General features: G+C 64.1%; 25 protein-coding genes. 16 read left to right on the top strand and 9 right to left on the bottom strand.

The annotated features are described in order from the left end of the window. Positions 1-220 precede the first annotated feature (220 nt). Positions 221-2,098 carry an ABC-F family ATP-binding cassette domain-containing protein gene (locus AC0L2R_RS15870; RefSeq protein WP_473510071.1) on the bottom strand — a complete coding sequence of 626 codons (1,878 nt, stop codon included), beginning with the start codon at positions 2,096-2,098 and terminating at the stop codon, positions 221-223. A 400-nt stretch (positions 2,099-2,498) separates the two neighbouring features. Then, positions 2,499-2,684 carry a hypothetical protein gene (locus tag AC0L2R_RS15865; protein WP_473510069.1) on the bottom strand — a complete coding sequence of 62 codons (186 nt, stop codon included), beginning with the start codon at positions 2,682-2,684 and terminating at the stop codon, positions 2,499-2,501. 150 nt (positions 2,685-2,834) lie between these two features. Here AC0L2R_RS15865 and AC0L2R_RS15860 point away from each other — a divergent pair, with 150 nt between their 5' ends. From AC0L2R_RS15860 to AC0L2R_RS15850, 3 genes are all read left to right on the top strand, one after another. Further along, complete coding sequence (locus AC0L2R_RS15860; protein WP_077375704.1) at positions 2,835-3,005, top strand: hypothetical protein; 171 nt, start codon at positions 2,835-2,837, stop codon at positions 3,003-3,005. An 85-nt stretch (positions 3,006-3,090) separates the two neighbouring features. Continuing rightward, on the top strand, positions 3,091-5,172 hold the full coding sequence (locus AC0L2R_RS15855; RefSeq protein ID WP_473510068.1) for an ATP-dependent helicase: 2,082 nt from the start codon (positions 3,091-3,093) through the stop codon (positions 5,170-5,172). 159 nt (positions 5,173-5,331) lie between these two features. Beyond that, positions 5,332-5,634 (top strand): DUF982 domain-containing protein, encoded by a 303-nt coding sequence (locus tag AC0L2R_RS15850; RefSeq protein WP_473510066.1) that lies wholly within the window; start codon positions 5,332-5,334, stop codon positions 5,632-5,634. Between the two features lie 90 nt (positions 5,635-5,724). Here AC0L2R_RS15850 and AC0L2R_RS15845 read toward each other — a convergent pair whose 3' ends face one another. After that, positions 5,725-6,237, bottom strand: coding sequence for a DinB family protein (locus AC0L2R_RS15845; protein ID WP_473510064.1), 513 nt, complete (start codon positions 6,235-6,237; stop codon positions 5,725-5,727). An 88-nt stretch (positions 6,238-6,325) separates the two neighbouring features. Between AC0L2R_RS15845 and AC0L2R_RS15840 the strand changes: the two genes are divergently transcribed. From AC0L2R_RS15840 to ndk, 4 genes are all read left to right on the top strand, one after another. Beyond that, a complete protein-coding gene (locus AC0L2R_RS15840) occupies positions 6,326-7,018 on the top strand; it encodes a glutathione S-transferase family protein (protein ID WP_091590604.1) in 693 nt (230 codons plus the stop codon). Between the two features lie 150 nt (positions 7,019-7,168). Beyond that, entirely contained in the window at positions 7,169-7,804 is a 636-nt protein-coding gene (bluB, locus tag AC0L2R_RS15835) for a 5,6-dimethylbenzimidazole synthase (protein ID WP_287174510.1), read from the top strand. A 133-nt stretch (positions 7,805-7,937) separates the two neighbouring features. Then, positions 7,938-8,234 carry a DUF1905 domain-containing protein gene (locus AC0L2R_RS15830; RefSeq protein WP_192362266.1) on the top strand — a complete coding sequence of 99 codons (297 nt, stop codon included), beginning with the start codon at positions 7,938-7,940 and terminating at the stop codon, positions 8,232-8,234. Between the two features lie 211 nt (positions 8,235-8,445). After that, the gene (ndk, locus tag AC0L2R_RS15825; RefSeq protein WP_473510061.1) at positions 8,446-8,868 is read left to right on the top strand and encodes a nucleoside-diphosphate kinase; all 423 of its coding nucleotides are present in this window, start codon (positions 8,446-8,448) and stop codon (positions 8,866-8,868) included. A 132-nt stretch (positions 8,869-9,000) separates the two neighbouring features. On the opposite strand, the gene AC0L2R_RS15820 is transcribed toward ndk, so the two are convergent. Next, complete coding sequence (locus AC0L2R_RS15820) at positions 9,001-9,768, bottom strand: YbaY family lipoprotein (RefSeq protein WP_473510059.1); 768 nt, start codon at positions 9,766-9,768, stop codon at positions 9,001-9,003. Between the two features lie 283 nt (positions 9,769-10,051). Between AC0L2R_RS15820 and AC0L2R_RS15815 the strand changes: the two genes are divergently transcribed. Genes AC0L2R_RS15815 through AC0L2R_RS15800 form a run of 4 tightly spaced genes read left to right on the top strand, consistent with a single transcriptional unit; the run spans position 10,052 to position 12,646 of the window. Next, positions 10,052-10,375 (top strand): BufA1 family periplasmic bufferin-type metallophore, encoded by a 324-nt coding sequence (locus tag AC0L2R_RS15815; protein WP_473510057.1) that lies wholly within the window; start codon positions 10,052-10,054, stop codon positions 10,373-10,375. A 27-nt stretch (positions 10,376-10,402) separates the two neighbouring features. Continuing rightward, positions 10,403-11,332, top strand: coding sequence for an MNIO family bufferin maturase (bufB, locus tag AC0L2R_RS15810; protein ID WP_473510055.1), 930 nt, complete (start codon positions 10,403-10,405; stop codon positions 11,330-11,332). Further along, complete coding sequence (locus AC0L2R_RS15805; RefSeq protein ID WP_473510054.1) at positions 11,319-12,119, top strand: HvfC/BufC N-terminal domain-containing protein; 801 nt, start codon at positions 11,319-11,321, stop codon at positions 12,117-12,119. Before bufB ends, AC0L2R_RS15805 begins: the two co-directional genes overlap by 14 nt. 2 nt (positions 12,120-12,121) lie before the next feature. Then, positions 12,122-12,646 carry a DoxX family protein gene (locus AC0L2R_RS15800; RefSeq protein WP_473510052.1) on the top strand — a complete coding sequence of 175 codons (525 nt, stop codon included), beginning with the start codon at positions 12,122-12,124 and terminating at the stop codon, positions 12,644-12,646. 34 nt (positions 12,647-12,680) lie between these two features. Here the strand turns inward: AC0L2R_RS15800 and AC0L2R_RS15795 are convergent, their stop codons facing one another. The 5 genes from AC0L2R_RS15795 to AC0L2R_RS15775 form a co-directional block, all read right to left on the bottom strand. Then, positions 12,681-13,169 carry a molybdenum cofactor biosynthesis protein MoaE gene (locus tag AC0L2R_RS15795; protein ID WP_473510091.1) on the bottom strand — a complete coding sequence of 163 codons (489 nt, stop codon included), beginning with the start codon at positions 13,167-13,169 and terminating at the stop codon, positions 12,681-12,683. A gap of 1 nt (position 13,170) precedes the next feature. Then, positions 13,171-13,428 (bottom strand): molybdopterin converting factor subunit 1, encoded by a 258-nt coding sequence (gene moaD, locus AC0L2R_RS15790; RefSeq protein WP_023800670.1) that lies wholly within the window; start codon positions 13,426-13,428, stop codon positions 13,171-13,173. A 1-nt stretch (position 13,429) separates the two neighbouring features. Next, on the bottom strand, positions 13,430-14,026 hold the full coding sequence (gene pgsA, locus AC0L2R_RS15785) for a CDP-diacylglycerol--glycerol-3-phosphate 3-phosphatidyltransferase (RefSeq protein WP_027152639.1): 597 nt from the start codon (positions 14,024-14,026) through the stop codon (positions 13,430-13,432). Positions 14,027-14,123: 97 nt separating this feature from the next. Beyond that, positions 14,124-16,211, bottom strand: coding sequence for an excinuclease ABC subunit UvrC (gene uvrC, locus AC0L2R_RS15780; protein WP_473492366.1), 2,088 nt, complete (start codon positions 16,209-16,211; stop codon positions 14,124-14,126). Next, on the bottom strand, positions 16,208-16,987 hold the full coding sequence (locus AC0L2R_RS15775; protein WP_473510050.1) for an SDR family oxidoreductase: 780 nt from the start codon (positions 16,985-16,987) through the stop codon (positions 16,208-16,210). Before AC0L2R_RS15775 ends, uvrC begins: the two co-directional genes overlap by 4 nt. 408 nt (positions 16,988-17,395) lie before the next feature. Between AC0L2R_RS15775 and AC0L2R_RS15770 the strand changes: the two genes are divergently transcribed. The 5 genes from AC0L2R_RS15770 (at position 17,396) to AC0L2R_RS15750 (ending at position 22,140) form a co-directional block, all read left to right on the top strand. Continuing rightward, positions 17,396-18,046: an outer membrane protein gene (locus AC0L2R_RS15770; protein ID WP_091590581.1), complete on the top strand. Its 651-nt coding sequence runs from the start codon at positions 17,396-17,398 to the stop codon at positions 18,044-18,046. Positions 18,047-18,332: 286 nt separating this feature from the next. Continuing rightward, on the top strand, positions 18,333-19,265 hold the full coding sequence (locus AC0L2R_RS15765; RefSeq protein WP_473510049.1) for a sugar ABC transporter substrate-binding protein: 933 nt from the start codon (positions 18,333-18,335) through the stop codon (positions 19,263-19,265). Positions 19,266-19,449: 184 nt separating this feature from the next. After that, positions 19,450-20,388: an ABC transporter permease gene (locus tag AC0L2R_RS15760; RefSeq protein WP_473510047.1), complete on the top strand. Its 939-nt coding sequence runs from the start codon at positions 19,450-19,452 to the stop codon at positions 20,386-20,388. Between the two features lies 1 nt (position 20,389). Continuing rightward, a complete protein-coding gene (locus AC0L2R_RS15755; protein WP_473510045.1) occupies positions 20,390-21,184 on the top strand; it encodes an ATP-binding cassette domain-containing protein in 795 nt (264 codons plus the stop codon). Beyond that, positions 21,181-22,140: a cyclase family protein gene (locus tag AC0L2R_RS15750; RefSeq protein ID WP_473510043.1), complete on the top strand. Its 960-nt coding sequence runs from the start codon at positions 21,181-21,183 to the stop codon at positions 22,138-22,140. Before AC0L2R_RS15755 ends, AC0L2R_RS15750 begins: the two co-directional genes overlap by 4 nt. Position 22,141: the final 1 nt, after the last annotated feature.

Genomic DNA, 22,141 nt, shown 5'->3' with positions numbered 1-22,141 from the left:
GGTGTTTTTTTTGGGTGGTGGTGCGGTGGGGTTTGGGGCCCTCCGGCCGATTGCTCATTCCGCCGCCTTGGGGTGTTTTTGGGCGCTTTGTCTTTTTGTGGGGGCCGCGGCGCGTGGAGCGCCGACATCTTTCGCGACGAAGTAAGACGCTGGCGAACTACGCGAGACGACCCCCCTCTGCCCTGCCGGGCATCTCCCCCTCAAGGGGGGAGATCACGCGCTACTCCGCCGTGCCTTCCTCATACTCTGCCGACATCGACAGCCATTTTTCCTCATGGCCGGCCAGTGTCTGGGCCAGTTGCGAGCGCTCCTTGGCCAGCCGTGTCGCCGTCGACGGGTCCTTTTCGTAGACCGCCGGATTGGCGAGTTCGTCCTCGATCAAGTCGATGCGCTTGCGAATGCGGTCCATCAGCGCTTCGGTGGCGCGGATCTCCTTGGCCAGCGGCTCGAAGGCGGCGCGGCGCGCCGCCGCGTCACGGCGGCGGTCGGCCTTCGAGGCCTTTTCGGCCTCGCGCTTGCCGCGGCGGTCGCCGGCCACGCCGGTGACCAGCGTCTTGTAATCATCGAGGTCCCCGTCAAAAGGATTGACCGTCCCGTCCTTGACCAGCCACAGCCGGTCGGCCGTTGCCTCGAGCAGATGGCGGTCGTGCGAGATCAGGATGACGGCGCCGGGAAACTCGTTCAGCGCATGGATCAACGATTCACGGCTGTCGATATCGAGATGGTTGGTCGGTTCGTCGAGGATGAACAGGTTTGGCCCCTCGAACGCCGACAGGCCCATCAACAGCCGCGCCTTCTCGCCGCCCGACAGGTCCTTGGCGGCGGTGTTCATCTTTTCGGTGGTCAGTCCGAACTGGGCGACACGGCCGCGCACCTTCGATTCCGGTGCTTCCGGCATCAGCCGGCGGACATGCTCATAGGCGTTTTCACTCGGTCGGAGATCGTCGAGCTGATGCTGGGCAAAGATCGCCACCTTCAGGCCGGGCGCCACCGTCATGGTCCCGGTCTCCTGCTGCAGGCGGCCGGACAGCAATTTGGCGAAGGTCGACTTGCCGTTGCCGTTGGCGCCGAGCAGTGCGATACGGTCGTCGGCATCGATGCGCAGCGTCATCTTCTTCAGGATCGGCTCACCCTCGACATAGCCGACATTGACGTTGTTGAGGGCAATGATCGGCGAGGCCACCGTCTTCACCGGCTCGGGAAAGGAGAACGGCCGCACGTTGTCGTTCACAATCGCGGCGATCGGCTTCATCTTCTCCAGCGCCTTGATGCGCGACTGCGCCTGTCTCGCCTTGGAAGCCTTGGCGCGGAAGCGCTCGACGAAGGACTCCATGTGCTTGCGTGCGGCTTCCTGCTTGACCCTGCCCTTCTCCTGCAATTCGCGCTGCTCGCTGAATTGGCGCTCGAACTGGTCGTAGCCGCCGCGCCAGAAGGTCAGCTTCTTCTGGTCGAGATGGACGATCGAGTTGACGGCGCGGTTGAGCAGGTCGCGGTCATGCGAGATCAAAAGCACCGTGTGCGGGTATTTCGACACGTAGTTTTCCAGCCACAGCGTGCCTTCGAGGTCGAGATAGTTGGTCGGCTCGTCGAGCAGCAGCAGATCGGGCTCGGCAAACAGCACCGCGGCGAGTGCGACGCGCATGCGCCAGCCGCCGGAGAACGACGAGGCCGGCCGCCGCTGGGCGGCGTCGTCGAAGCCAAGACCGGCGAGGATGGTGGCGGCACGAGACTCGGCCGAATGGGCGTCGATATCGGCGAGCCGCATGTGGATGTCGGCGATGCGGTGCGGATCGGTCGCCGTCGTTTCCTCATCGAGCAATGCGGAGCGTTCTAGGTCGGCCTTGAGCACGATCTCGATCAGCGGCTCCTCGGTGCCGGGAGCCTCCTGCGCCACCTGGCCGATGCGCGTGTTCTTCGGCAGGCCGATCGAGCCGGTTTCGGAGGCGAGGTCGCCGGTGATCGCCTTGAACAAAGTGGTCTTGCCGGTGCCGTTGCGGCCGACAAGCCCTGCCTTGCTGCCGGCCGGCAAGGTCAGCGAGGCATGGTCAAGAAGCAGGCGTCCGGCCATGCGGAGCGAAAGGTCGTTGATGATCAGCATGGCCGCGCTTTTGCACGGGACGTCAGCGCTTCGCAAGACCTCGAGCGCCGGTTGGCCGCATAACGCATGAAAATGGCCGCCAGCGGCGGGTTGCCCGGTGCCGCGGGCGGAGAAAGAAGACGTTTGATCCGATCGCCGGCCTCGCCGATCAAACGACTCCGGGCTGGGCCGGGAACCGGCTGCGATGGCGTGGCGCCTGGCGAGCATCGGCTTCATCGCAGCCGAAAACTGCGCATTTGTCAGTCAATTGCCGGTGCAAGGCGGTCGTCTTCGGCTATCGCGTCATGACGCAAGGGCAAGACTCAGCTATGTCTAGGTGTGCGGCGGACCTGATACCCGCCTGGCCGGCGTCATCGCTCCCCTCCCAAGCGGCGCCGGCCATCTTTCCTACAGGCTTCCATCACTGCGCCGGCGGCGCGGCGGGTTGACCATCGCCTGGCGTCGCGTTGGGCGCAGGGTCGACCTGCGGGTTTTGATCGGCGCCGGGAGCCTTTGTCGGTGGAATGTTGTTGTCGCAGGCAGCGATTGCCAGCGCTGCGGCCAAGACGAGCCAGGTCGGGGCCAGCAAGATTGAGAGCTTGTTCATCGCAACCTCCTGTCACCGGGCAAACGAGACGGTGCCGATTTGGTTGCACGCTCGGGCAAGAGCTTGGGACGTTTTGGAACCCCGGGAACAAAACGAGAGAGGGGAACAAAACGCCGGCTCCTCGGTTGGTCCACACCAATGGAGAAAATCATGATCCGTCTGCTCATAGCCGGGGCCGCCGTCTATGTGGCCTACCGCATCGTCAGGGAAATCGTCGACGAGGTGCCCGACGACTTCGATCCGCTGTTGCTGCCGCCTCCCGATGACGACAAGTCGCTGCCGCGGCAGTCGGCGGCGATGGGCGTCGAGCCGCAGCGCTAGTTTCGGTTCGTCGGTCGGGCGCCAGCAGGATCGGACGCACGTACGAAAGCGTTGCGAACAAAGCAGAAACGATGCTTGATGGGCAATGAACCTCGCTGCCCGTGATTCGACCTTCCGGCCTGCCTATCTCGCAAAGCTGAATGCCGAGCAGTGCGTTGCCGTCGAGCATGGCGACGGCAAGGTCGCCGGGCCGCTGCTGGTGATCGCCGGGGCCGGCTCCGGCAAGACCAGCACGCTGGCGCATCGCGTCGCGCATCTGATCGTCAGGGGCGCCGACCCGAGGCGCATCCTTTTGATGACGTTTTCGCGTCGCGCCGCATCGGAATTGGCCAAGCGCGTCGAGCGCATCGCCGGCGAGGTGCTCGGCCGCGACGCATCCGTCATCACCGATGCTCTCACCTGGGCCGGCACGTTTCACGGCATCGGCGCCAGGCTGCTGCGCGACTACGCTATGGAGATCGGCCTCGATCCGGCCTTCACCATCCACGACCGCGAGGATTCGGCCGACCTGATGAACCTCGCCCGGCACGAACTCGGCTTCTCGAAAACCGAAGGCCGTTTTCCGACCAAGGGCACCTGCCTGGCGATCTATTCGCGTGCCGTTAACGCGCAGGCGCCGCTCGGCGAAGTTTTGGGTTCGGTGTTCCCCTGGTGCGCGGCGTGGGCAGAACAGCTTAAGGCGCTGTTCGCCCGATATGTCGAGGCCAAGCAGGCGCAGAACGTGCTCGATTACGACGACCTGCTGCTCTACTGGGCGCAGATGGCCGGCGAGCCGGAAATATCGGCGCATCTGGGTGGGCGTTTCGACCATGTGCTGGTCGATGAGTACCAGGACACCAACCGGCTGCAGGCCTCGATCCTCGCGGCGCTCAAGCCGGACGGATCCGGGCTGACGGTGGTCGGTGACGATGCGCAGTCGATCTATTCGTTTCGCGCCGCCGAAGTGCGCAACATCCTCGATTTTCCAAAACAGTTCGCCCGGCCGGCCGAGATCGTCATGCTGGAGCGCAACTACCGCTCGACCGAGACCATCCTGGCCGCCGCCAATGCGGTGATCGGCGAGGCCTCGGAGCGCTTTACCAAAAACCTCTGGTCGGAGCGCAAATCGACCGAAAAGCCGAAGCTGGTCAGCGTCCGCGACGAGGCCGAGCAGGCGAGTTACGTCTGTCAGGCGATCCTGACCGAGCGCGAGGCCGGCACGGCGCTGAAGGCGCAGGCCGTGGTGTTTCGCGCTTCGCACCACAGCGGGCCGCTGGAGATCGAGCTGACGCGCCGCAACATCCCGTTCGTCAAGTTCGGCGGGCTGAAGTTCCTCGACGCCGCCCATGTCAAGGACGTGCTGGCGGTGCTGCGCTTCGCCGAGAACCCGCGCGACCGCGTCGCCGGCTTTCGCGTGCTGCAGCTTTTGCCCGGCATCGGCCCTTCGGCGGCTTCGCAGATCGTCGACACCATGGCGACGTCGCTCGACGAAGCGATGGGGCTGGCGCGCTACCGCCCGCCGCAACGCGCCGCCGACGACTGGCCGGGTTTCGTCGCACTGTTCTCGCAGCTTCGCGCCGGGTCGGGAAAATGGCCTGTTGACCTCGAACAGGTCAGGCTCTGGTATGAGCCCCATCTCGACCGCATCCACGAGGACGCGACGACGCGCCGAGCCGATATTCTGCAGCTCGAACAGATCGCCTCGGGCTATGCCTCGCGCGAGCGTTTCCTCACCGAGCTGACCCTCGATCCGCCGGATGCAACCAGCGACGAGGCTGGGCCGCCGCATCGCGACGAGGACTATCTGATCCTGTCGACCATCCATTCGGCCAAGGGCCAGGAATGGAAGAACGTCTTCGTGCTCAACACCGTCGACGGCTGCATCCCGATCGATCTCGCCGTCGGCTCGAAGGAGGATATCGACGAGGAGCGCCGCCTGCTCTACGTGGCGATGACGCGGGCCAAGGACGGCCTGCACCTGGTCATGCCGCAGCGCTTTTTCGTCCACGGCCAGGCGGCGCGCGGCGATCGTCATGTTTACGCCTCGCGCACCCGCTTCATCCCGGCCTCGATCCTCGGCGCCTTCGAACAGACATCGTGGGCGAGCGTCCAGGCCAGGGATGATCCGCGCCGCCAGCCGCAAGTGCGCGTCGACCTTGGCGCCCGCATGCGCGACATGTGGAAATAGGCCGCTCTTCGGCACGACGCTCATGCCACGGAGTCTGGTGGCGAAAAATCAAATTTCGGCAACATGGAACCTGATGCCGCAATCCGCGTTTCTGGGCGTCCTACCCCCGGTCGGAGAGCGGCGTCCGCCCGTCACCTCCGCCCAATTCGAGAGGCCAGAATGCACGATAAGACATTTTTCACCCCGGTCGCCGTAACCGTCGGCGCCGGCCATAAGCGCATGATCGCTTCGCTGTTCGACATGCATGAGTTCCTGACCGAGTTTCCACCATCGCGGCGACGCCTGAGCTATGGCGCGGCGGTGAAGGCCTGCGAGGCGGCACGCGCCGGCGAGATCTCGCCCGAAGCGGCGTGCGACGCCCTGATCACCTTCGCAGTTTCGGCAGGCATTCTCTGGCCCTCTGCGCAGCCGGCAGTCTCGGTCAAGCCGATCGCCCGCGACCAGGGCGGATACCCCGCCTGACTGGCCAGGCCTCTTTTGCGACTATGGCCCGTCGAAGTTGCTGTTCGTCTTCGACGGGTTTTCCTGTCAATTCGATCCGATAATCCGAAATCAGGCGTAGGCGCGGCCCTCTTCGCTGCGCTGGAACAGCGTCAGGTCGAGCGGCACCGAAGGCCGGCCGAGAATGGTCAGGATCGCGTGCGCCTGGCCGCGGTGATGGGTCTGGTGATTGAAGAAATGATCAAGCGCCGGCGCCAATCGCTGCGAGACGGTGCGCATGTCGGAGACGGTCATGTAGGAGAAGCGGCCGGACAAACCCTTGTCGCTTAACGCCCCAACCCAGTCGACGATCCTTTTGTCTTCGGCCTGGCGCGCCAGCCGCAGGCCCGGCAGGGCGCGGTGCAGGATCGTGTCGAGTCTGGCCGGCGCGTCGCCCTCGCCGGTAAAGCGCCTCATCCAGATGCGATCGGCAGTCAGGACATGGTTGAGCGTGCCCATCATCGAGCCGAAGAAGACCCCGACGTTGCGGTGAAAATCTTCCTCGTCGAGATCGGCGGCGGCATCGTAGATGCGGCTATTGGCCCATTGATTGTAGGCAGCAAACATCATGAAGTGCTGTTTCATCGTTTTCTCCGGCCCGCGAGACCCCGTTCCGGGTGCTTACCGCAAGGCCCGAACGTCGCTCTAGTAGACCGCAGGGAAGCTGCCGCCAATGACCATTCTGCTCTATGACCTCGTCGGACGCGATGGCGCCCGTCCGTTCAGCCCGCATTGCTGGAAGGCGACGATGGCGATTGCCCACAAGGGCCTCGATATCTCAACCGTGCCGACACGCTTTCTCGAAGTGCCCACCGTTGAAGGCGGCGTTTCAAAACTCGTTCCGGTGATCCGCGACGGCGAGAAGGTGGTCGCCGATTCATTCGCCATCGCGCTCTATCTCGACGAGGCCTATCCAGAGCGACCGACATTGTTTTGCGGCGACGGCGGCAAGGCGATGGCGCGCTTTATCGAACGCTGGTCGCAACTGACCATCCACCCCTATGTCACCACTGCGGCAATCATGGACCTGCACGCCATGCAGGACGAGGCCAACGCCGCCTATTTTCGCCAAAACCGCGAGCAGCGCTTCGGCCAGAGACTGGAAGAGGTGGTGGCGGCGCGGGACGCCGGCCTTGGTGCCTTCCGTACCTCGCTGGAGCCATTGCGCTCGATGCTGGCCTATCAGCCGTTCATCGGCGGCCAATCACCGCTGTTTGCCGACTACATCGTCTTCGGCGCGCTGCAATGGGCGCGCATCGCCTCACCCTACCGGTTGCTCGACGACAGCGATGTGGTGGCGCAGTGGTTCGAGCGCTGCCTCGACCTGCATGATGGGCTCGGCCGCACGGTGGCGGCGGCTTCATAGGGGAGTAGGGGAGTAAGGGAGTAGGTTAGTAGGGAGTAACGAGGTTAGCGTCGGCGCGCATACCTACTGCCCTACTGCCCTACTGCCCTACTGCCCTACTGCCCTACTGCTTACTGCCTTACTCCCCTACTCCCCTAGCAAAGAGACACCATGACCTCAGACCCGGAATTCCCGGACGATTTTCGCGCCGATCTGGTCAACCTCTTCCTGTGGCGGCGGGACGTCAGGCGATTCAGGCCGACGCCGCTCCCCGAAGGCGCGCTGGAACGGCTGCTTGACCTCGCCAGCATTGCGCCCTCGGTCGGACTGAGCCAGCCTTGGCGTTTCGTCGTGGTCGAGAGTGCAGCGTGCCGCGGCGCCGTCAGGGCATGCTTCGAGCGCTGCAATGCGGAGGCGCTCGCATCGTTCGGCGGCGAACGCGCCGCGCTCTATGCGCGCCTGAAGCTTGCCGGCCTGAACGAGGCGCCTTGTCAATTCGCGGTCTTTGCCGACCGCGGGACGCAGCAGGGACATGGGCTCGGCCGCCTGACCATGCCCGCCACCATCGAATATTCGGCGGTGATGGCGATCCATACTTTTTGGCTGGCGGCGCGCGCCGAAGGAATAGGCATGGGCTGGGTCTCGATCCTCGACCCGGCCGAAATGGCGACGATCCTGGACGCGCCGCCGGAGTGGACGCTGATCGGCTACTTCTGCGTCGGCTACCCCTGCGAGAACCACAGCGTGCCGGAACTGGAGCGAGAAGGCTGGGAAGTCCGGCGCGCTTCGATGGTGATAAGGCGGTAGTGCAACGGCAACCCTGCCATCCTGATTTGCAGGGAAGAATGGATACTAGGATGATTTCGCCGATCGCCGGCGTTGCCAACAAGGCACCATGGCAAAGCCAGCCGTGACGGCCTTGATCTGAGGAAGGGCAAAAATGTTTCGCTACGACGTGCAGGCCGAGATCTGGGTCTATCCAGGCAAGGGCGGCTGGCATTTCGTGACGCTGCCGCCGGAGCTTGGGGCACGGATCAAGACGGCAATGGCGGGGATGGCACGGCCCTGGGGCTCGCTTGGCGTGGAAGCCGTCATCGGCCAGACGAGATGGCGAACATCGCTGTTTCCCGACAAGAAATCCGGCAGCCTGCTGTTGCCGATCAAGACGGCGGTGCGGGTCCGCGAGGGCCTTCGGGCTGGCGACACGGCCAAGCTGACGATCGAGATGCAGTTATGACAACATTGGTTTTGGCTGACGGCGACACGCTTGCGGCGGTTAAAGCGCGTCGGCGACGCGCTTAAGTTCTTGTTTTTATGCATGTCGTTATCGCAAAACCGCTGCGCACTTGGCGCGAGATGCATTAGCGCCAGCCCCTTGGCAAGCCGGCGGGCGGCTTGTATAGAGCCCGCCACCCCTGAATTCCACCCTCCACCACAAGGACGACCCCATGGCGCTCGAACGCACCTTTTCCATGATCAAGCCGGACGCAACCCGGCGCAATCTCACCGGCGCCATTACCCAGATGCTCGAAGAAGCCGGCCTGCGCGTCGTCGCCTCGCGCCGGGTGTGGATGAGCCGTCGCGAGGCGGAAGGTTTTTATGCCGTGCACAAGGATCGTCCGTTCTTCGGCGAACTGGTCGAGTCGATGTCGTCGGGCCCAACGGTCGTGCAGGTGCTGGAAGGTGAGAACGCCATTGCCAAAAACCGCGACGTGATGGGCGCCACCAATCCGGCCAGCGCCGCCGAAGGCACCATCCGCAAAATACACGCGCTGTCGATCGGCGAGAATTCGGTGCACGGCTCCGACGCGCCCGAGACCGCCGCGCAGGAGATCAAATACTGGTTCTCGGACACCGAGATCGTCGGCTGAGCCGATAAGTCACCACGTCATATGCAAAAGGCCGGCGCAATGCCGGCCTTTTTCGTTGCGGCGATCCGGCACCGGACGCCGGGCGCCGACACCCGCCAACTGCGCATGATGCTCAAAAACCGAAACTGGTTATCAGCTCGCGGCGTTGAAGCGCAGGATGACGCGGTCGTCTTTGTCGACGATGATGAGCTTGCCGGCGTCGACGTGATACGATGCCGCCTTGGCCAGCGCGTCGAACAGCGCCTTTTCCTCGGCCATAGTCTCGGGCGCGCAGGCCTTGAAGGTCGAACCGATGTCACTGATGGCAATCGTCGAACCATCGACTTTGGCGGTGGCGAAGTAGACGTTGCAAGGCCCGTTGCCGCCGGCCTTGCCGGCCTCGTCGATCCTGAACGTCGCCTGCGGTTCGGCGATCACACCGATGCCGTCGATATACTCAATCAGCCAGATCTGCCCGACCACCGGGGCCGACGCCGGCTGCTCGCTCGACGTCACCATCTTCAGCATGATGGTCTGCGGCGCGTCGCTCAGTGGATCGACCTGGTGGCGCATATCGGAGATGAACAACAGCCTGTCGTCGACGGTGATGCGCGCCTGCAGCGCATAGGTCATATGGGGCCGGATCACCTGGGGATCAAAGCTGATCTCGAACTTGATCGGCACCTGGCCGGCCGGCGCCACCTTGCGCTCGCCGATGACAGCGGCCGTCGCGTCGGCCAGCGAGACATCGGCAAGCTGCACGGAAAGCACGGCGTTGGGCGGCAGAGCGATGCGCTCGCGATACATCACCTCGCCCTTCAGGGTCTTCTCGGCGGCGACGGACAACTCAGGCACCACCAGTATACCAAGGACCAGCGGCACGACACCGAAGATGAAGAACTCGGCGATCCTGCCCAGCATGATCCTGCTCCCCATAATGCGCCAAACTGGTCGGAAGGTCTCGCAGGATTGCGGTGGTTCCGTGGCGCCCCACACTGGCTGTTCACAGGGCGGTGCCTTCCGGCGGCTCGTTGCCCTGTGGTCGGCCTCCTTGGCGTGACAGGCGAAATATTGCTCACGCCAAGTCCCCTGGCGATCACGAAGTCGTGTCCCAAAAAGGTGTAACGCAGGGAACCTCCGGACCGAACTGGCCAATGCGCGCTTGAGGAATGGCGCGCGCAACAACCCAATCGGAGGTGAAATCATGTCAACAAGATCAACCGTGAGCGCGGCCTTCCTGGCCGGCGCCGTTGCCACGGCTCTTGCTTCTTTTGCGGCGGCCGCGCCGCTGTCCGAGGCAGAGGCCAAGGCGGCGATGGATGCCGGCAAGGAGAAGTGCTTTGGCGTCGCCCTCAAGGGGCAGAACGACTGCGCGGCAGGACCTGGCACCACCTGCCAAGGCACCTCGACTGTCGATTACCAGGGCAACGCCTGGAAGTTCGTCGACGGCGGCACCTGTACGACGATGGACCTGCCCGGCGACCGCAAGGGCTCGCCAACGGCGCTGACCCGCGACATCCCTTCCTAAGCAATGCAAGCTGCCCGGAAAGCGGAGATGAAGATGAACGGACTGGCCCCGGCATCCCGCATATCGAAAACCTCGCGCTTTCCGGCGCACCCGATCGCCGGCCTTGCCGGCACCAGTTTCAAGCACGAGCATCTGCACGCGATCCTTGGCGACGGCCCAAAGGACTGCTTCTTCGAGGTCCACGCCGAAAACTACATGGGGGCCGGCGGTCCGCCGCACGATGCGCTGGCCAGGATTCGCCGCGACTATCCCGTTTCGCTGCACGGGGTGTGCATGTCGATCGGCGGACCGCGGCCGCTCGACAAAGTGCATCTCGGACGTTTCAAGGCGCTCGTCGACCGCTATGAGCCGGCGCTCGTTTCCGAGCATCTCGCCTGGTCGACCCACGACACCACCTATTACAACGACCTGCTTCCCCTGCCCTATACGCCGGCAACGGTTTCGCGCGTGGCGGATCACATCGATGAAATGCAAGAGACGATCGGCCGCCCGATCCTGCTCGAAAACCCCTCGACCTACGTCCTTTTCGCGGAATCGACGATGAGCGAGACGGATTTCATCGGCGCGCTGGTGCAGCGCACCGGTTGCGGCCTGCTGCTCGACGTCAACAATGTCTTCGTTTCGGCCACCAATCACGGCTATTCAGCACTTTCCTACCTCGCGGATTTCCCGCTCGCGCATGTCGGCGAAATCCATCTGGCCGGGCACGCCGAGCAGGAGGATGACGAGGGCGACCTGCTGCTCATCGACAGCCATGACGGTCCGGTCGCCGACGCGGTCTGGAAGCTCTTCGATATCGTCATCGGCCGATGCGGACCGCTGCCGACGCTGATCGAGTGGGACAGCGCCATTCCCGACTGGCCGGTGCTCAAGGCGGAGGCCGCCGCCGCCCAAGCGATTCTCGACCATCACGCCGACAGCCACCAAGTGTTCGGAAAAGCCCATGCCGCAGGATGAACTCCAGTCGGGCGATCTTGGCCACCGGTTCGACTATGCCGCGGCATTCACCGCCGGTTTGCTCGATCCTGACCGTGTCCCGCCTGACGCTGTCTCCGGGCCGAACGGCAAGGCAGCGGTCAAACGATACGCCGTCTACCGCAACAACGTCACGGTCAGCCTGATCGATGCGCTGGCCGCCAGCTTTCCAGCGACGCTGCGCATCACCGGCCCGGACTTCTTTCGGGCGATGGCGCGCTTCCATATCCGCGAAACGCCACCCACTTCGCCGCTTCTGTTCGAATACGGCCACGACTTTCCCGACTTCATCGAGCGCTACGACTATGCGCGGCCGATGCCATGGCTGGCTGACGTGGCGCGCCTGGAGCGGGCCTGGCTCGACGCCTATCATGCCGCCGACGCGGAACCGCTGGCTTGCGTAGCACTGGGCTCGATCCCGCCTGAACGGCTGGCCGATACCGTGTTCGTGCCACACCCGGCAACGCGTGCGATGCGCTCGCGCTATCCGGTCGTGACGATCTTTGCGGCGAACCGGCGCGACCGCCCAGTCGGGCGGATCGAGGCGGACGGCCCTGAAGATGCGCTGGTCACGCGGCCTGGGCTCGAAGTCTTTGTTCGCCATCTGCCGCCCGGCGGCGCAGCTTTTCTGGATCGTCTGATGGCGGGCGAGCCGCTCGGCGCGGCGGCCGCGGCAGCATTTGCGGAAACTCCCGAATTCGACCTTGCCGCCAACATTGCCGGCCTGCTGCAAGCAGGCGCCTTCACAGCGGCAGACCAGGGAGGGTGAGCATGACGAACCATGGATGGAACGCCAGCACCGAGCCGCGAGGGACTGCCACCCTCGTCGAGAGGGTGAATGCCGCGCTGCGCACGAGTGCCACACCTTCGCTGACGCAACTCGTCCTGCGCTGCGCCCTCGCTGTCCCGTTCTGGCGGTCCGGTGTCAACAAATGGGACGGGTTTTTGCAGTTGAACGAGGTCGCCGTGCTGCTTTTCAGCTCGGAGCTCAAGCTGCATCTGCCCGGCGGCCCCTACGATTTTCCTGCGCCTGGGCTGGTGGCGTTCGCCTCAGGATCGGCGGAAATCCTGCTGCCAATTCTTCTCGTTCTCGGCCTAGCGACACGACTGGCGGCATTCGGCCTGCTCGTGATGACGCTGGTCATACAACTCACCGTGCCGGACGGCTGGCCGCTGCACATCACCTGGGCGGCGATGGCGCTCGGCATCATGGCGTGGGGACCCGGCCGGGTTGCGCTCGATCACTGGATCGGCACTGACAAGGCTGATGGGAGGCCGAGGGGTGATCGGGGTTGATGTGAACCTCGCCCTCCAGCGGTGACGCGAAGCATCAATTTCGTTTCGGCACGGCCTGCTTCCAGCGGCTGGCGGCCTCGTCGTCGGCCTCCTTGGCATCGACCCAGCCGCCTGCCGAGCCGTCGGTGTGATGTTCCTTCTTCCAGAACGGCGCGCGCGATTTGAGATAATCCATCAGGAAGTTCGCCGCCTCGAACGCCGCCTGCCGATGCGCGGAGGCAGCGACCACCAGCACGATGTTCTCACGGGGCGCGATCCTGCCGTGGCGATGGATGGCGGTGAGCCCCTGCAGCGGCCAGCGGTGAACCGCCTCGGTGGCGATGCGGCCGATCTCGGCCTCGGCCATGCCGGGATAATGTTCGAGCTCGAGTGCCGCGAGCCTGCCTGCCTCGTCGCGGCAGAGACCCGAGAAAGTAACCACGGCGCCGATGTCGGCGCGGCCTTGCGTCATCTTGGCGATCTCGGCGGCGACATCGAAATCCTCCGCCTGGATGCGCACCGTCGGCACCACCGCGCCGGGCATTTCAGCCACCCGTCATCGGCGGGAACAGCGCGATCTCGCGCGCGCCTGATATCTTCTCGCGGTGCTCGACATGTTCCTGGTTGATGGCGACGCGGATCACGTCAGGATATTGCAGCGCGTGCTCGTACTCCTCGCCGCGCGATTTCAGCCAGCGCAGCAGGTCGGCCACCGTCTCGATGCCGGCGGGCAATTCGACGTCCTCTTGCGGCTTGCCGATCCGCTCGCGCACCCAGGCGAAATAGATGAGCCTCGTCGACATGCTACTCATCCATGATGTGCTTGAGGCCGGCGCGGAAATAGTCGTAGCCGGTGTAAAGCGTCACCAGCGCGGCGATCCACAACAGCACCAGCCCGACCTGCGTGGTCAGCGGGAAGATCTTGTCGCCGGCAGGTCCGGCGAGCAGGAAGGCGATGGCGATCATCTGGATGGTGGTCTTCCACTTCGCCAGCTGCGTCACCGGTACCGAGACCTTCAGCGCCGCCAGATATTCGCGCAGGCCCGAGACCAGGATCTCGCGGCACAGGATGATGATTGCCGCCCACAGCGACCAGCCGGCGATGCCGGCATGCCTATCGGTATCGGCCGCCAGCAGCAGCAGGCATGTGGCGACCAGCAACTTGTCGGCGATCGGATCGAGCATCTTGCCGATATTCGAGGTCTGCTGCCAGGCGCGCGCCAGATAGCCGTCGAAATAATCGGTGATCGAGGCGAGCAGGAAAATGACCAACGCCGACCAGCGGGCGAAGTCGCTCGACTTCAGATGGCCTTCGAGAAAAAAACACAGCACAACCAGCGGCACCGCTAGGATGCGGACGTAAGTGAGCATGTTGGGCAGGTTGAATGCGCGCTGGGCCATTTCTTTGGAACTCTTTCTACCTGCCTACTCAAATCAGAAGCGAATGTGGGGGGTCAACAGATGATAGTCGATGGACCAGCCGAAAATAGCCGAATCATCAGCTCTCGTGAAAATGGTTGTAGACCAGCTTGGCGACCTGCTCGGAAATGCCATCGACCTTGACCAGATCCTCGATCGCGGCGCGGCTGACCGCCTTGGCGGTGCCGAAATGCATGAGCAGCGCGCGCTTGCGACCGGGACCGATGCCGCTGATCTCGTCAAGCGGGCTCTTGACCATCTCCTTCTTGCGGCGGGCGCGGTGGGAGCCGATGGCGAAACGGTGGACCTCGTCGCGCAGCCGCTGAACGAAATAGAGCACGGGGTCGCGTACGGGGAGCGAAAACGGTGGCTTGCCCCTGACGAAGAAGCGTTCGCGGCCGGCGTCACGGTCTTGGCCCTTGGCGATGCCGATGGCCTGGACGCGGTCCTCGATGCCGAGGTCGGCGAGGATTTGTCGTACCGCCGTCATCTGGCCCTGGCCGCCATCGATGAGGATGACGTCTGGCCAGGCCGGGAAGCCGCCTGCATCCTCGATATCGTCGCCCTGTTCGGCCAGGATGTCGTCCGCCGCCTGTTCGCTCCGCGGCACATCGCCATGTTCCTTCAGGAGGCGGGAGAAACGCCGCTCCATCACCTCGCGCATCATGCCGAAATCGTCTCCCGGCGTGATCTCGGTCGAGCGGATGTTGAATTTCCGGTACTGGTTCTTCACGAAGCCTTCCGGCCCGGCGACCACCATGGCGCCGACGGCGTTGGTGCCCATGATGTGGGAGTTGTCGTAGACCTCGATGCGCACCGGCGGTTTCTTCAGGCCGAAAGTCTCGGCGAAACCGGTGAGCAACCGCCCTTGCGTCGAGGTCTCGGCCAGCCGGCGGCCGAGCGCCTCACGGGCATTCTGCAGGGCGTTGTCGGTCAAATCCTTCTTCTCGCCGCGCTGCGGCACCGAGATCGCCACCTTGCGACCCGCGCGGGTGGAGAGCGCCTCAGCCAGCAATTCCTGGTCCTCGACGCCATGCGACAACAGGATGGCGCGCGGCGTCGGCTTGTCGTCATAGAATTGCGCCAGGAACGAGCCCAGCACCTCGGCCGCCTCCATCGCCGGATCGGCCTTGGGGAAATAGGCGCGGTTGCCCCAGTTCTGGCCGGTGCGGAAGAAGAAGACCTGGATGCAGACCTGGCCGCCTTCCTGATGGATGGCGAAGACATCGGCCTCGTCGACGGTCTGCGGGTTGATGCCCTGATGGCTCTGCACATGCGACAACGCCGCCAGCCGGTCGCGATAGATTGCGGCGCGCTCGAAATCGAGATTCTCCGCGGCCTGCTGCATGGCGGCGGAGATGTCGGTCTTCACCTTCTGGCTGCGGCCGGACAGGAAGTCCTTCGCCTCGGCGACCAGCCTGGCATAGTCACTATGCGAGATTTCGCCGGTGCACGGGCCGGCGCATCGCTTGATCTGGAACAGCAGGCACGGCCGGGTGCGGTTCTCGTAGAAGGAGTTGGTGCAACTCCTGAGCAGGAAGGCGCGCTGCAGCGAGTTGATGGTGCGGCCGACGGCGCCGGCCGAGGCGAAGGGGCCGAAATAGTCGCCCTTGCGCGAGCGCGCGCCGCGATGCTTGTAGATGCCGGGCGAGACATGATCGCCGGTCAAAAGGATGTAGGGAAACGACTTGTCGTCCCGCATCAGCACATTGAAACGCGGCCGCAACCGCTTGATAAGGTTGGCTTCCAGCAGCAGCGCTTCGATCTCGGTGCGGGTGACGACGAACTCCATCGTCGCCGTCTCGCGCACCATGCGGCCGATGCGGCTGGTGTGGAAGCGGCCTTGTGCGTAATTGGTCACCCGCTTCTTCAGGCTGCGCGCCTTGCCGACATAGAGCACGTCGCCTGCGGCATCCATCATGCGGTAGACGCCGGGCGCGTTGGGCAGCCGTTTGACCAGCGTCTGGATGACTTCGGCGCCGACCATGCCGTCGGCATCGCCGGCATGCGGCGTCCAATCGATGGCGGTGAAGGCGACGTCAGGGCCACCGGGGCCGGGCGTTGACGGTTCGACGATCTCCTCCGCCACCTCGTCCTCGAGGTCGACATCGGGCGGCAGGTCGTCGGCGGCGCCGACGCGTTTGTGTTTCTGGTCCATGGGACTCATTCGACAATGCCTGTCACATCCGGCGTCTGCCATGCAAGGTGCTGGCCGCCGTCGAGCGCGATCATCTGGCCGGTGACCGAGCTTGCGCCCCAGAGATAGCGGATGGTGGCGCCGAATTCAGGCAATTCCGGGCCGCGCTTCAGGATCAGGCCGTCGACCTGTGCGGCAAAGTCGCTGTCTTGCTGACGCGCGCTCTTCAGCGTCGGGCCGGGACCGATGGCATTGACGCGAATGCGGGGTGCCAGCGCCTGCGCCATCATCTGCGTCTGCGTCCACAATGTCGATTTCGACAGCGCGTATGAGAAATAGCGGGGCCTCGGGCGCCAGACGCGCTGGTCGATCATATTGACGATCAGCCCTTCCTCGCCTTCCGGCAGCGCGCGGGCGAATTGTTGCGCCAAAAATGCCGGCGCCTTCACGTGGATGGCGAAGTGACGGTCCCAGGCAAGCCAATCGACGTCCTGAACCGTATCATCCACGAACAGCGACGCATTGTTGACCAGCAGTGTAACAGGCCCGAGCGCGGCTTCGGCGCGGCCAACGAGGTCCTCGACCGCGGCCATGTCGGTCAGGTCGGCGGCGACCACAGCAGCGCGGCCACCCCCCTGGCCAAAGTGACCGCTGTTGATCCGCGCGGCCAATGCTTCCGCCTCGGCCCGTGAGCGGTTGCAATGGATGGCGACGGCAAAACCGTTCGCGGCGAGATCCTCGACGATCGCCTTGCCGATCCGCTGGCCCCCGCCCGTCACCAGCGCCGTTCCAGCGGCATTGCTCATCCTGTCAATCCTCAATGGGGCTCGATTTTGAGCCAGCCGATAAAATATGGCCGGCGAAGCGTTAAATGCCGTTCGGACCTTGGGCAGCATTGTGGCAAAGCGGCCGGATCGGTCTTTCGACTGTGGCCGGGACTCGGCCTGCCAGCCGCAATATAGGGCTACGGACCCCTTGCTCCAAGCGTCGTTCAGCGCGGCACGGCTAAGCCTCCTGACACCATCTGTTGCGCAGATGCAACGTCAAAGTTCAGCCTTATTCGTGCCAGGTAATGACCCAAGTTCAGGTTCGCTTCAGCCGTATTTTGACACGACATTCGGAACCGTTGAGCGCCAGACCCGTTTTTCCCCCCGGCGGGTTGAGGGCGCTTGTGAAAAGCAAGCCTGTGCCTGTGGCTTAAGGAGTAAAGAACAATGCAAGCCAATCTTAAATTTGCGCGACCGCTGGCGGTGGCGTTCGGGCTCTTCGCCCTCGGCGGAACCGCCTATGCTGCTGACGTCATCGCGGAAGAGCCGCCGGCCCCCGCCCCGATCGCCGAACTTCCGGTCGCTTCCTGGGCCGGTCCCTATGCCGGTGTGAGCGTCGGCTACGGCTTCAGCGGTCACGCCGATGCCGAGGATATCGGCACTGACGTCGACACCGATGGTTTTGTCGGCGGCGTCTTCGGCGGCTATCAGTGGCAGGCGGAGAACTTCGTCTACGGTGCTGAAGCCGATATCGGCTATAGCGGCATCGAGGGCGACGATGGCGGCGTCGAGGCCAAGGGCGGCTTCGAAGGCTCGCTGCGTGCCCGCCTCGGCTACGCCGTCACCCCGGAAATCCTGCTCTACGGCACCGCCGGTGGCGCGCTCAAGAACCAGGAGATCGAAGCGCTCGGCGCCAGCGACGAAAACACCATGCTCGGCTGGACGGCCGGCGTCGGTACCGACATCAAGATCACCGACAATGTGTTCGGCCGTGTCGAGTATCGCTACACCGACTTCGGCGACAAGGACTTTGACGGTATCGGCAAGGTCAAGTCGACCGACAACCGCGTCACCTTCGGCGTCGGTATGAAGTTCTAAAATCGTCCAAGCCACGACACGAAAAAGCCGGGCCTCGTGCCCGGCTTTTTTTTGCCTTTGGGCGACGTCTGCCCTTTTTGACGTCCACCCTCTTTCCGCGACAACTCGCCGCGCTCCGTCTTCCTTCCTAACCCCAACCAAATTAGCCGTTGCTCCCTATCAAGGCTTATGATTATAGTTAGTACGTGGCTCGCACGAACAAACATTTCGATCTGTGACGACCCGTTCAGCCGAGGCTGAGAAGGTCAGCTGTGGACAGGAACACTCGGTCAAAAGGGGAATGCATGTGAACCGCTTTCAGAAATTCTCCGCCGCGGGGCTCGTCGCGGCATCCTTCGTACCGGCGGCGCTTGCCGCTGATGACAAGCTGACGATCGGCATCGTCACCTTCTCGACCTCCGATGTCGACACCAACCAGATGGTCGACACCATGACCAAGGAAGCCCGGTCCAAAGGCTGGACGGTGGAAACGCTCAATGCCAATGGCGATCCTTCGCAGGCGATCACCAGCATCAAGCAGCTGGCGACCAAGAAGGTGAACGCCATCATTGTCACCGTATTCGATTCGACTGGCCTCGCTGCCGGGCTCCAGGCCGCAGCGGACGCAAAGATTCCGGTGCTTTCGGCCGGCGGCGGCATGGCCGACGGTATCGCGCTGTCGGCAAGCACCGGTGCCGCGCCGCCGCTGCTCGACTTGATGCTGAAGGACATCGGCAACACGGGGACCCTGCTCAACCTCACCTATCACCCCGGCATTCCGTGCCGGGAGCGCGCCGACGCCTTCGATGCGGCGGTCAAGGCGAATCCGGGGCTCAAGGCGACCTCGCACGAGATCAGCATCCCAGGCGCCGCCGAATCCTCGCAGGCCGCGACCAGCGCCTGGCTCGCCGCCAATGCCAACGCCAAAGGGCCGTTCGCCATCTTCAACTGCTATGACGACAACGCCATGGGGGCGATCGCGGCGCTGAAGCAGAATGGCCGCAGCGACGTGAAGGTCTATTCGTTCAACGCCACGGCGCCCGCCGTCCAGGCGGTCAAGGACGGGACGATGACCGCCACGCTCGGCGTCGACCTGACTTCGGCCGGCAAGATGCTGATCGACCAGATCCCCGACATCTTGTCGGCCGGCGACCAGTGGCAGCCTAAATCCTTCGTGCCGGGCTACACGCTCGTCACCAAGGACAATGTCGACCAGTTCATGAAGAACAATCCGCAGTGAGCTTCTGTAGATTGACGATCCGGCCAGGCTTGCCCGGCCGGATCGGAGCCCCATCATGAGAGCCGCGATGTCCGCTGACCATTCCCTGCCCGAAACTCCCGTTCCGGCAGACACGCCTCGTGTTTCATCGACAACGCATGCCTTGTATCCATCGCCCAGCGCCCGCGATCGGCGCGCGCTGCTGATGCGCCTTCTCGGGACCTACGGCACCATCATCGTGCTGGCATCGATGCTGCTGATCTTCTCGGTGCTGCAGCCGGCGACCTTCGCAACAATCGGAAATTTCCGCAACATCATCAATGACATGGCGATCGGCACCATCGTCGCGGCCGGCCTCACCGTGCCGCTCGTGGCCGGCGATTTCGATCTCAGCATCGGCTATGTCGCGAGTTTCTCCGGGCTGCTCGTGGTCGGCCTATTGAGCAGCAGCGGGCTGCCGATCCCGCTCGCCATCGTCCTCGTCGTCGGCCTCGGCACCATCATCGGTATTGTCAACGGTATCGTCGTTTCCAAGATCGGCGTGAACGCCTTCATCGCCACGCTTGGCACCGGCACGATCGTCGTCGGACTGAACTACGCCTATTCGGGCGGGATTCCGCTGCAGCTCACCCAGTCGCGCGAATTCACCAACATCGCCATCGGCCGGATCGCCGGGGTGCCGCATCTGGTCATCATCATGGCCTTCGTATTGGTGCTGCTGTGGATGATCCTCAACCGCACGGTGCAGGGCCAGCATATCAAGGCGATCGGCGTCAGCCCGGAATCGGCGCGCCGCGCCGGCGTCGCCGTCGACCGCAGCCGCATCGTCGCCTTCGCCATCGCCAGCACGTGCGCAGCAATAGGCGGCGTGCTGATGGCTTCCAATCTAGGGTCCGGACAGGTGACGGCCGGTGACGGCTTCATGCTGACTTCGTTCTCGGCCGCCTTCCTCGGTTCGGCGGCGCTCAGGGAGGGTCAGTTCCACATCCTCGGCACCTTGATCGGCGTGCTGACGGTCGCCGTCGGCAACAATGGTCTGGCCATGATCGGCGCGCCGATCTTCACCCAGTTCCTGTTCACCGGCTGCCTGCTCGTTGTCGCCGTGGCGCTCGGCGGCATCGGCCGCCGCTACGGGAGGGGTTAGGATGGCCCAGGCTATGCTGCTCGGCCTGCGCCGGATTAGCCGCAGCTTCGGCGGTATACAGGCGCTCGACAATGTTTCGCTGGACATCGCCAAAGGCGACGTCATCGGCCTCGTCGGCGACAATGGTGCCGGCAAGTCGACGCTGATCAAGGTCCTGGCCGGCGCCCACGATCCGACTTCCGGCGATGTCATCCTCGAAGGCCGGCCGCAAAAATTGTCGCCACCGGCCGAGGCGCAACGCCTCGGCATCGAGACGGTCTATCAGGACCTGTCGCTGATCGGCACCTTCACCGCGGCCGAGAACTTTTTCCTCGGCCGCGAGATCGCGTTTGGCCGCGGTCCGGCGCTATTGCGCTGGATCCGCCGCAAATCGATGGGCGATACCGCGATGCGGGGCCTCGAGGAACTCAACATCGACATCCCCGGCATACGCAGCAAGCCGGTCGACCGCATGTCTGGCGGCCAGCGCCAATTGGTGGCGATCGCGCGCGGCGCCTTCTGGGGCCATAAGTTGCTGCTGCTGGACGAACCGACGGCGGCGCTAGGCGTGCGCGAATCCCGCGAGGTGCTCGATCTCATCAAGCGGCTCGGTGCCCAAGGGCTGACGATCGTCATGGTCACGCACAATCTCGATCACCTCTGGCAGGTGTGCAACCGCGTGGTGGTGATGCGCAGGGGCCGCAAAGCCGCCGACCTCGCGAGTTCCGCCACCAGTATGGAAGACGTCGTCGCCTACATCACCGGCGCCAAGGAGCCGATGACACCCCGTCCAGCGACCACGGAATCGGGAGCATGAGCGGGCCCGACACGATAACGCTGCGACGGCTGCTGGCCGATGCGCCCAATCGCTGGGGCCATTGGGGCGCCGACGACGAGATCGGTGCGCTCAACTATCTGACATCAGACGAGGTCAAGCGCGGCCTGGCCACGGTGCGGCACGGCCGCACCTTCACGCTCGGCGTGCCGGTCGCGACCCAGGAAGGCGACGCCGTGTTTCCCGGCCGCTGGCCGGCGAAGCATTTCATGGTCGCCGACAAGGCCGGTTTCGAGAACGGCCATTGGCAGCCGCTCGCCGGCGGGCTCGAATTCGCCGACGACTATATCACCGGTTTCGCACAGGCCGGCACGCATTGCGACGCGCTCGGCCACATGTGGTTCGACGACACGCTGTGGAACGGCTTTGCCGCAAGCAGCACCAACGGCGGTATGACCAAGGCCGGCATCATGCCGATCGCCGAGCGCGGCATCGTCGGCCGCGGCGTGCTGCTAGACATGGCCCGCTTCCGCGGCAAACCGACGCTGGATCGTGCCGAGACGTTCACCCATTGCGACCTGATGGAATGCGCGCAGGCGCAAGGCGTCGACATCCTGCCGCGCAGCATTCTTCTCGTCCGCACCGGCTGGGTCGGCGCGCTGGCCGCGGGACACCAGGCGATCGGTGAAGGATATTGGGAGCCCGGCCTGACCTTCAGCCTCGACCTCGTGCGCTGGTTCGATGAGATGCAGATCCCTTGCCTGGTCACCGACACGCTGGCCAATGAGACAACCTACGAGCCCGAGACCGGGCTGATGCTGGTGCTGCACGCGGCGCTGATGCGCAATCTGGGCGTCGTGTTCACCGAAATGGCGTCGCTCGACGCGCTGGCCACCGACTGCGCCTTAGACCGCCGTTACGAAGGCTTCTACTGCGCCAGCCCGGCGAAAGTGAGCAAGGGAACGGGCGGCTCCGCAAATCCAGTGTTCATCAAATAGA

The organism is Mesorhizobium sp. WSM4820 (genome assembly GCF_055811075.1).
This window is presented reverse-complemented; position numbering and strand designations above follow the sequence as displayed.

What these genes read in the sequence shown, in the direction of transcription:
- AC0L2R_RS15870 (WP_473510071.1), bottom strand. Translation starts at nt 2,098, where the DNA reads ATGCTGATCATCAACGACCTTTCGCTCCGCATGGCCGGACGCCTGCTT.
- AC0L2R_RS15865 (WP_473510069.1), bottom strand. Translation starts at nt 2,684, where the DNA reads ATGAACAAGCTCTCAATCTTGCTGGCCCCGACCTGGCTCGTCTTGGCC.
- AC0L2R_RS15860 (WP_077375704.1), top strand. Translation starts at nt 2,835, where the DNA reads ATGATCCGTCTGCTCATAGCCGGGGCCGCCGTCTATGTGGCCTACCGC.
- AC0L2R_RS15855 (WP_473510068.1), top strand. Translation starts at nt 3,091, where the DNA reads ATGAACCTCGCTGCCCGTGATTCGACCTTCCGGCCTGCCTATCTCGCA.
- AC0L2R_RS15850 (WP_473510066.1), top strand. Translation starts at nt 5,332, where the DNA reads ATGCACGATAAGACATTTTTCACCCCGGTCGCCGTAACCGTCGGCGCC.
- AC0L2R_RS15845 (WP_473510064.1), bottom strand. Translation starts at nt 6,237, where the DNA reads ATGAAACAGCACTTCATGATGTTTGCTGCCTACAATCAATGGGCCAAT.
- AC0L2R_RS15840 (WP_091590604.1), top strand. Translation starts at nt 6,326, where the DNA reads ATGACCATTCTGCTCTATGACCTCGTCGGACGCGATGGCGCCCGTCCG.
- bluB (WP_287174510.1), top strand. Translation starts at nt 7,169, where the DNA reads ATGACCTCAGACCCGGAATTCCCGGACGATTTTCGCGCCGATCTGGTC.
- AC0L2R_RS15830 (WP_192362266.1), top strand. Translation starts at nt 7,938, where the DNA reads ATGTTTCGCTACGACGTGCAGGCCGAGATCTGGGTCTATCCAGGCAAG.
- ndk (WP_473510061.1), top strand. Translation starts at nt 8,446, where the DNA reads ATGGCGCTCGAACGCACCTTTTCCATGATCAAGCCGGACGCAACCCGG.
- AC0L2R_RS15820 (WP_473510059.1), bottom strand. Translation starts at nt 9,768, where the DNA reads ATGCTGGGCAGGATCGCCGAGTTCTTCATCTTCGGTGTCGTGCCGCTG.
- AC0L2R_RS15815 (WP_473510057.1), top strand. Translation starts at nt 10,052, where the DNA reads ATGTCAACAAGATCAACCGTGAGCGCGGCCTTCCTGGCCGGCGCCGTT.
- bufB (WP_473510055.1), top strand. Translation starts at nt 10,403, where the DNA reads ATGAAGATGAACGGACTGGCCCCGGCATCCCGCATATCGAAAACCTCG.
- AC0L2R_RS15805 (WP_473510054.1), top strand. Translation starts at nt 11,319, where the DNA reads ATGCCGCAGGATGAACTCCAGTCGGGCGATCTTGGCCACCGGTTCGAC.
- AC0L2R_RS15800 (WP_473510052.1), top strand. Translation starts at nt 12,122, where the DNA reads ATGACGAACCATGGATGGAACGCCAGCACCGAGCCGCGAGGGACTGCC.
- AC0L2R_RS15795 (WP_473510091.1), bottom strand. Translation starts at nt 13,169, where the DNA reads ATGCCCGGCGCGGTGGTGCCGACGGTGCGCATCCAGGCGGAGGATTTC.
- moaD (WP_023800670.1), bottom strand. Translation starts at nt 13,428, where the DNA reads ATGTCGACGAGGCTCATCTATTTCGCCTGGGTGCGCGAGCGGATCGGC.
- pgsA (WP_027152639.1), bottom strand. Translation starts at nt 14,026, where the DNA reads ATGGCCCAGCGCGCATTCAACCTGCCCAACATGCTCACTTACGTCCGC.
- uvrC (WP_473492366.1), bottom strand. Translation starts at nt 16,211, where the DNA reads ATGAGTCCCATGGACCAGAAACACAAACGCGTCGGCGCCGCCGACGAC.
- AC0L2R_RS15775 (WP_473510050.1), bottom strand. Translation starts at nt 16,987, where the DNA reads ATGAGCAATGCCGCTGGAACGGCGCTGGTGACGGGCGGGGGCCAGCGG.
- AC0L2R_RS15770 (WP_091590581.1), top strand. Translation starts at nt 17,396, where the DNA reads ATGCAAGCCAATCTTAAATTTGCGCGACCGCTGGCGGTGGCGTTCGGG.
- AC0L2R_RS15760 (WP_473510047.1), top strand. Translation starts at nt 19,450, where the DNA reads ATGCGCCTTCTCGGGACCTACGGCACCATCATCGTGCTGGCATCGATG.
- AC0L2R_RS15755 (WP_473510045.1), top strand. Translation starts at nt 20,390, where the DNA reads ATGGCCCAGGCTATGCTGCTCGGCCTGCGCCGGATTAGCCGCAGCTTC.
- AC0L2R_RS15750 (WP_473510043.1), top strand. Translation starts at nt 21,181, where the DNA reads ATGAGCGGGCCCGACACGATAACGCTGCGACGGCTGCTGGCCGATGCG.